We start from the raw sequence: 6,188 nt of genomic DNA, 5'->3' as shown, positions 1-6,188 counted from the left end.
CAGTTGCGAATCGTGGAATGGGTATCGCCCCAGCACGCCGGAAATATGTTCCGGCTGCGGATCAGGGTCCAGCACCAAATCGACTTCCGGCTCCGGCTTGTCTTCCTCGCCAAACGCATCGTGCAGCAAGTGATCCAAAATTTTTCGATTCAAAACGGTGCGCTGCTTGTAGTCCGCGGTAAAAGCGTCCAGTGCCGGCTTGTCGGGCGTGTCGGAATAGCCCATGCGAATGGCCAGCCGCCGCAATTCCTGGTTCGAAGTGGGCAATAAATGCGTTTGCAAATCGAACATCAGTTGCAGCCGATGCTCGGTCTTGCGCAGGAAGGCGTAGTTTTCCTCCAAAATGCCGCGCTCCTGCCCCGTGAGGCATCCGCCCCCTTCCAATAGCGCAATAGCTTCGAGCGTGTTGCCGGTGCGCAATTCCGGCAAATCGCCGCCGCTTAACAATTGCAGAAACTGAATGGTGAATTCGATGTCGCGAATGCCGCCGTGGCCGGTTTTTACATTCCGCAAATCGGCCCCTTCGGTTTTTACATGGTGTTCGATTCGCCGCTTCAAAGCTTTAATGCCGGCAATATCGGCCCGGCTCAGGTAGCGGCGATACACCCACGGTTCCAGGCGGTTCAAAAATTCCTGGCCAAAATCGGCGTCCCCCGCCGCCGCCCGCGCTTTCAAAAACGCCTGCCTTTCCCAGGTGCGCCCCGAAACATCGTAATAATGCAGCGCACTTTCCAAGTTAGGCACGGTAGGGCCATGCTGCCCTTCCGGCCGCAAACGCAAATCGACTCGATAGGCGGCGCCCAACGGCGTCAATTCCGTGAGCAGCTTGATGATGTCGCGCGCCAAGCGGTCAAAAAATTCCACGTTTGCCAGCGAACGCTGACCATCGGTGGCGCCTTCTGCCTCGTACAAAAAAATCAAATCGATGTCGCTGGAATAATTCAGCTCGCCGCCGCCGAGCTTCCCCATCGCCAGCACCGCAAATCGGCAGCGCTGGCGATCCGGCCCGCGCGGCACTCCGCGCTTGCGCTCCAGCGAGGCCCGGGCAAAACGATACGCGGCTTCCACAATGGCATCGGCCAGATAGGAAATTTGGGCCGTGACAATTTCCAGCCGCTGCCCGCGGATGATGTCGCCATAGGCAATTCGCAAAGTTTCGCGACGTTTGAAGCGCCGCAGGGCGGTCATGACTCCTTTTTCATCGTTCAGGGCCGCCACTTCGGAGCACAGCTCGTCGATAAGCACGTTGCGCGCCACCGGCTGGCCTTCGGTCATGCGCAACAGGTCGTACGCCTCGGAATCGGTCACCAGCAAATCGCTAAGATACTGGCTGGTCGAAAAAATTTGCAGCAAAATCGGCAGCCCTTCCCGATCGCGCTCGAACAGCGTGGCAATCGAAAGCGGATTGCGCACCGTGGCCACAAACCGGTCCAAATTATTGAGCGCCATGTCCGGATCGCTCAGCCGCGGCAACTGCTCGGCCAACTGCTCGCACATGTTGGCCAGCAAATCCAGCGGAATGCCCGCCACCGCCATCCGCAGCAGTGCGGCATGGGCCCGATCTACGTCGTCCAATTTCCAAGCGCCCAGCCAGCGGCCGGCTTCTTGCGGATGATCCAGATACTGGCGAAGTTGGTCGATTTCCATGGAAAGTGCCATTATGCACAAAAAGATGGCAATAAATCCAGAACCGAACTGCACAGCACCCCGTCATTTTTGTCAAGGTTGAGCGCGGATTGCAGGTTCATTACTCTTTAATCATTGCGATGGCCCGCATCCGCTACACTGATTTCTAGGTCGTTCACAAAAATCGGGCAACTGAGCTTTTGCGTTAGGCAACAATGATGCCGGGTGAAACGTCAAGCATACGGAAACTGTGTCGTCAGCTCCGTCGAGCGCGGCCGGTATCGTTCCCACGTGCTGGCGAACGACTGGTAGCTCCTGACAAACACGGCGTTTATATCATTTTTGCGCCGCGAGGTGTCGTGGTCCACGTAGGCCATACATTGCGGGGCAAACAAGGCCTGCGTCAGCGCCTGAACAATCATCTCCACGGATCATCATCATTCGTTAATCAATTCCTTAATCACGAAGCATCAAAGCTTCGCGAAGGATACAAGTTTTCATACGTCGAGGTATCAGATGCACGAACGCGGGCGCTCCTCGAGGCACTTGCCGTCGGCACACTTTGCCCCAAGCATCTTGGCGTCGGTGAGAATGCTGCCTAACGAGACGCTGCAGTAGACCCGCCAACCCAAACGGCGGTTTGTCTTCTTGTGTTCTTCGTGGCTATATTGCTATAATCCCGCCACTTGATTCCGGCGGGCAACTGAGCTTTGTCGTTAGGCCGTTCAAGTACTGGAGGTCAGGTTATGGATCGCGCGCGACGGCTAGCTGTCCTCCGACGTGATGGTTTCCGCTGCCAGGCATGCAGGCGAAAAGTCCTCGGTCAGGTCCATCATATCTTTGCTCGCGGGCAGGGTGGATCCGATGCACTCTGTAATCTTGTGACCTTGTGTGGTCGGTGTCACATGTTAGTAAGCCCGATCGCGGTCACCAAGCTGATGGCGTACTTCAAGCTGGACGAACGTGAGATACTCGTGCGGCGTGCGCGGGTTGAGCTAGCCATCCACACGTGGGTACTGAGCAACTCGGCCGATCCACAATGTCCGCCATCAGAGTCGCTAACACGTAAATTGCTGAACAAACCTTCAAAGCAGCGCCGGCGCGCAGGGTGCGTTTGGAACCCAGCCGAGGACAGCGCACTTCTCGAAGAATTTGACGCGGGGCTCTCCCTCGAGGAAATCGCAACTCGCCGAAGGCGTGGTGTGTTCGCAGTCCAAGTGCGACTTCACAAGCTTGGCCGTAATCCAGCGCCTGCGACGGCCTAGCGCGTAGCTGCAGTTGACCAACGATGAAGGCAGCGGCACTACCGCCCTGGCGCTCGGCTGACTCCCGTCAGCCGTGCTCGGTTGCTGGTTCTTGACGCAATATCGCTTTGTTGCTCACATCCGATATACTGATTTTCGATCTGCTTGCGGTCGGCTGAAACTCGGCACAGGAGCGTGATGCCATGAACGAACTTCCCGCCGTCATTCTGGAGCAAGATGCTCGTTTTCCTACCGGCATGTGGACTGGCTTCTTCTTGCAATACTGGTGGCCCGGCCGGCATACGACCGATCTCGATTTGACCTGCGGCGGCGGCCAATTAAGCGGACGGGGAAGCGATGCCGTCGGCGGGTATACCATGCAGGGAAGTTACGATGTCGCTACCGGCAAGTGCGAGTGGATCAAGCACTACATTGGCCGGCACTCGGTCGTTTATCGCGGCATCAACAACGGCAACGGCATGTGGGGTGTGTGGGAAATCCGGCAATTGGGCGGCCTGTATACCGACCGCGGCGGTTTTCATCTGTGGCCGAAAGGACAGGATGTGAGCGCCGAATCCGACGATGCCGAACAAGCCCTGCTGCAAGTGATGCGCAAGGAATTCGGCAGCAAAGCCTTCCGTGCCGCGCGGGCCTTGCTGGTTCTGGCCGGAATCGGCGGCGGAGTAGCACTGCTCTGGAACTATCTTTTGGGTTACTAATTTAACGAATTAGGGAGAATTGCATGCCCAACGTTCAGCGCATTACGCCGTTTTTGTGGTTCGATACGCAGGCCGAAGAAGCGGCCAAATTTTACACCGGCATTTTCAAAAACTCCAAAATCACCAAGACCGCGCATTACAGCGAGGCGGGAAAAGAATTTCACGGCAAGCCTCCCGGCAGCGTGCTGACCGTCGGCTTCGAGCTGGAGGGGCAGCACTTCACGGCGCTCAACGGCGGCCCGCAGTTTAAATTCACCGAAGCCATTTCGTTCGTCGTGCATTGCGAAACGCAGGCCGAAGTCGATCACTACTGGGAAAAGCTCGGCGCCGGCGGCGATCCGGCCGCCCAGCAATGCGGCTGGCTGAAAGATAAATTCGGCCTCTCGTGGCAAATTGTGCCCAACCAATTGATCGCCTTCCTGACCGACCCCGACAGAGCCAAAGCCGGCCGCGTCATGCAAGTGATGATGGGCATGAAAAAGCTCAACATTGCAGCGCTGGAAAAAGCCGCCGCAGGATAGTTTGCGGCAGGCTGGTTTGCGGCGTGGCCAACCGTGCCGTTTTCTGGGCGCCCGAAGAGGTGAATCAATGTGCTGGCGGCAATTCTTGTTGATTGGCATACTGGCGATTGCGGGTTGCGGTAGGCAAACGGTAACCCGAAGTTCAAAAGCCCGTATTGGGACTGACCAAAGAAGCAAATAATCCGAAGATGCTAAAGAGCGCGTGAAAGAATCTGCGTGATCATACGTCGAATGCGCTGTATAGTTCTGCTACTTACTCCAAGCTTTTTTGAGATTTCGCGGTCGTTTCTGCCTTCCAACTGCATGCTTAAAACAAGCATCTGTTGCGGTGTTAGAACGCTTTTCAGAAATTCGCGAATATCTAATGAAGCCAAGGGGTCATTGCTTTCTGGCACCTTTGGATCGCTTGTTAGAGGAGAACTGCGGCGGTGCGAGAACCGAGCTGAATATCCGATTTCAGCCAGTAAGCGCTGTCTTACTCGTCCCAAGGCACGCTGAACATCATCCCGAAGCAACTCGCGCGTGTTGGTACACTTTTGCTCTAACAATTCAATGGCGACAAGCGATAAGAAGTCTTCTTGAACATTGGCAGGCAGTCTCTGTGTATTCCACGCCACGAGCGATCGGAACCAATCAGGAACTCTTTCACTGACCCCGGACGCTGCCGACCAGAGAGCATCCAAGTAAGAAGACATGAGTTAATCGTCTTGGCTCATTGCCTTTTCGACGCCACAGTAATCAAATTTTGTAAACACGACAGTTTGCTTGACTCGATTCACTTGATAATACGCATATAATTCGACTTGAACATGGCCAAGGCACAGGATTTCCCGCGTAGCTGCATGCTGTTTCCAGGGAGCCTGTAGTTTCGCAAAATGGATCATTGCTAATAGCTTTTCCTTAGCCGACGCATTCCTGAATTGTTGTATGACATATCGCCAATCCGCATCCTCTGTTGGCTCGCTGGATGAAATCTCGTCTAGTAGTGCATCGAACTTAATGGATGCCAACTGTCTCCCTCTTGAGGCAGCGGCAACTAGCGCATCGGTCCACTGTTTTGCCGTATCGCATGCTTCCCGTCCATACGTGCTACAGAACCAATTAAATTCTTTTGCAGCGTCTGGCAAAACCTGCTTGCGGTAAGGCATTGATCGCCTCCCTGCGTGCCCAATTTAGTCCTAGTAATACTATCCAGTCTATTCCCAATCTTCTGGTTCTTGCGTTTCGAGCCGTTCTTTTATTTCAGCCAAAATATTGGGATTTTCGGCCAACCTTGTGGCGACGCGCTTAGCGATCATTTCCTTTGTCATCTCTGGCGAGATTGCCGCAAACAGAACCTCAGACTCAGAAACAATCACGGAAACTTGACCTTCCTTTATAGCGCTTAAAACCGCCTGGCGAAATTCTACTAGACTGGTATAGCTGTCAAAATTGAGTGTCAACATGGTCCAATCTCCCAAAGGTACTAAAAATGCCCTCCCACACTAATAAGGAGTATTCCGGGCATAAGTTACGCCAAATAATCATCGTTTTGATAGACATAAATCCTTTGTGGCATACCGCTTGGGAGATATTTTGGCGAGGATTTATGATAGTGTACAACTAGTGTACAATGGTTCTTCTAAGCCCGTTATCCCCCACCCATCGGCTACAATGCGGGGTATGGGAACACCCGAAGAACTGCTCGACAAGGTTACAGACTGAGAATCTTTCATCGCGTTTATAAAAGCCCTGGCGGCCCAGTCTCAAAGTTCCTCGGCAGTCGATACAGGTTGGCAGAATAGCGTCATTGCAAGCTACTTGTATGCAGCCCTCGATTACTTTGAGCATAAGCCGCTTCATACCCCCGAGTCAGTTCCAAGCTGGAAAATGTTCGCCGACTTCCTCTACTGCGGAAAGATCATTGAGTGAATTAGCGGGCAAAACCACTATATAAAGGCTTTGCCTAAAAAAGACGACTTGCCTCAAAAGTCGAGTGTCTGCCTCAAAAGTCAATGTCGAATTGTTCTAACTCGCAGCCCCAATTCCATATTGACTTTCTTCAAAGCCTTTGCTCGTCCACTTTTCTCGGTAATCTT

General features: G+C 53.8%; 6 protein-coding genes. 2 read left to right on the top strand and 4 right to left on the bottom strand.

Annotated elements, in window-relative coordinates; translation table 11 throughout:
• Positions 1 to 1,659: hypothetical protein (locus VFE46_08785; GenBank protein ID HZZ28084.1), on the bottom strand; the 1,659-nt coding region annotated here is incomplete at its 3' end.
• 1,414 nt (positions 1,660 to 3,073) lie between these two features.
• Between VFE46_08785 and VFE46_08780 the strand changes: the two genes are divergently transcribed.
• Complete coding sequence (locus VFE46_08780; protein HZZ28083.1) at positions 3,074 to 3,589, top strand: hypothetical protein; 516 nt, start codon at positions 3,074 to 3,076, stop codon at positions 3,587 to 3,589.
• 23 nt (positions 3,590 to 3,612) lie between these two features.
• Positions 3,613 to 4,110, top strand: coding sequence for a VOC family protein (locus tag VFE46_08775; GenBank protein ID HZZ28082.1), 498 nt, complete (start codon positions 3,613 to 3,615; stop codon positions 4,108 to 4,110).
• A gap of 191 nt (positions 4,111 to 4,301) precedes the next feature.
• Here VFE46_08775 and VFE46_08770 read toward each other — a convergent pair whose 3' ends face one another.
• The 3 genes from VFE46_08770 to VFE46_08760 are packed head-to-tail and all read right to left on the bottom strand — an operon-like array spanning position 4,302 to position 5,555.
• Complete coding sequence (locus VFE46_08770; protein HZZ28081.1) at positions 4,302 to 4,805, bottom strand: LuxR C-terminal-related transcriptional regulator; 504 nt, start codon at positions 4,803 to 4,805, stop codon at positions 4,302 to 4,304.
• Between the two features lie 3 nt (positions 4,806 to 4,808).
• Positions 4,809 to 5,258: a hypothetical protein gene (locus VFE46_08765; GenBank protein HZZ28080.1), complete on the bottom strand. Its 450-nt coding sequence runs from the start codon at positions 5,256 to 5,258 to the stop codon at positions 4,809 to 4,811.
• Between the two features lie 48 nt (positions 5,259 to 5,306).
• The gene (locus VFE46_08760; protein HZZ28079.1) at positions 5,307 to 5,555 is read right to left on the bottom strand and encodes a hypothetical protein; all 249 of its coding nucleotides are present in this window, start codon (positions 5,553 to 5,555) and stop codon (positions 5,307 to 5,309) included.
• Between the last annotated feature and the right edge of the window lie 633 nt (positions 5,556 to 6,188).

It is taken from the genome of Pirellulales bacterium (assembly GCA_035656635.1).
GTDB lineage: Bacteria > Planctomycetota > Planctomycetia > Pirellulales > JADZDJ01 > DATJYL01.
Note: the sequence above shows the minus strand (reverse complement) of the source record. Positions and strands in the feature narration are given on the sequence as shown.